The organism is Streptomyces boncukensis (genome assembly GCF_011045075.1).
Lineage (GTDB): Bacteria > Actinomycetota > Actinomycetes > Streptomycetales > Streptomycetaceae > Streptomyces > Streptomyces boncukensis.
In genome coordinates this window covers 1-1,634 of sequence record NZ_JAAKZZ010000915.1, presented here as the reverse complement: position 1 = coordinate 1,634, position 1,634 = coordinate 1, and the positions used below count along the sequence as shown (strand labels likewise).

General features: G+C 70.1%; 2 protein-coding genes. Both read left to right on the top strand.

Going from position 1 to position 1,634, the window contains the following annotated elements:
• Nucleotides 1–175 precede the first annotated feature (175 nt).
• The gene (locus tag G5C65_RS36955; protein ID WP_165303407.1) at nucleotides 176–865 is read left to right on the top strand and encodes a hypothetical protein; all 690 of its coding nucleotides are present in this window, start codon (nucleotides 176–178) and stop codon (nucleotides 863–865) included.
• Nucleotides 866–990: 125 nt separating this feature from the next.
• Nucleotides 991–1,634, top strand: a 644-nt coding sequence (locus G5C65_RS36950; RefSeq protein WP_206442693.1) for an anthranilate synthase component II, incomplete at its 3' end; no start/stop codon positions are given.

Genomic DNA, 1,634 nt, shown 5'->3' with positions numbered 1-1,634 from the left:
CGGCCCCGGAGAGCGAGAGCCGGCCCCTTTCGATCCGACCCGGGATTTCGCGCCGGCAGCGGGCCGGCATCAAACGCTCTCCGACCACCTTCCGAAGTCGGAGTGGTGGAAGCTGTTCATCGACCCCCGGGATCACGCCACCGCACAGGAGACGTTCGGAGACGATCCAGGGCAGATGTACGACCGGCAGCTGTCACCCGGCTTCCGGCAGGGAATGACGGAGGCGTACGAGCTCTTCCTGGACCAGCAGGACGGCGTGGCGCACCGGATGGACGCGCGGTCGTATCTGGCTCTGCACACCACCGCCACCCGGTATCTGCCCCACAAGCCCGGGTGGTCGGGCGGCCAGCCGACGAGTTTCCCGCTGCGCGCCAAGGAGCCCAGCGAGGACCTGCTGCAGGAGACGCTGGGCGGGCGTCCGCTCGCCACGAGGCTGGACGCGGACTACTGGGCGAAGGGAACCGACGAGCGCGGCGAGCGCCCGATCACCTTCGTGGATATGCAGGAGGACCCCACCCTCACCGGGGCGAACAAGAAGGAACCCCTGCTGCGGACGAATTACGGCACGGGCGAGGTCCCGGAGTTCGTCGATCACGCCTTCGACCGCTACTACGAGCAGGTCAAGGGCGCCAGAACGGAGCGGGACAAGCTGGCCGCCATCGGCCAGATCATTCGCACGCTGCAGGTCACCCACCCCTTCCACGACGCCAACCGGCGCATCAACGTGCATGGTCTGCTGCACAAGTTCCTGCTGGAGCAGGGCTTCAAGCCCATCGTCACGGACAAGCTCGCCTCGCTCTTCCAGGGCAGCTATTCGGTGCCGCAGATGACCGACATCCTCGCGAAGGAAGTCGGCGTCGAGTAGTCCCCGGCGGGCTCGGGCAGCCCCCGCAGAGACGACGAGGACATGAGCAGTTCCCCGCGCCCCGGCCCGGCGCGCTCCTCCGGATGTGTGAATCATGTTTGGACAGCCGTGCGGATTCGCAAAGAATGCACACCCGGACCCGGAGGGAGGAGGCCGCCATCAGAGTCCTCCTGGTCGACAACTACGACTCGTACACGTACAACCTCTTCCAGCTGATCGCCGCCGAGTACGGCGTGGAGCCGGAGGTCGTCACCAACGACGCCGCCGCCTGGGACCGCCTGGACCTGGACGGGTACGACGCGGCGGTGATCTCGCCCGGCCCGGGGCACCCGGCCGGGGAGCGCGACTTCGCCCGCTCCGCCGACGTCTTCCGGCACGGGCGTATCCCGGTGCTCGGCGTCTGCCTGGGGCACCAGGGGCTCGGTGCGGCGTCCGGCGGGCGGGTGGTGCGGGCGCCGGAGCCACGGCACGGGCACCTCACCACGGTCACCCACGACGGCGACCCGCTCTTCGACGGCCTGCCCCGGTCCTTCACCGCCGTGCGCTACCACTCGCTGTGCCTGGCCGAGCCGGTGCCCGGCGAGCTGCGGGTGACCGCGCGGGCCGAGGACGGCGTGGTCATGGCGGTGACGCACCGCTCACGCCCCTGGTGGGGCGTCCAGTTCCACCCCGAGTCGGTGGACTCCGAGCACGGCGCCCGGCTCGTGAGGAACTTCCGGACGCTGGCGCTGGAGACCCCGCACGCGGCGCGCCCAGCCCGGCGTGCGCC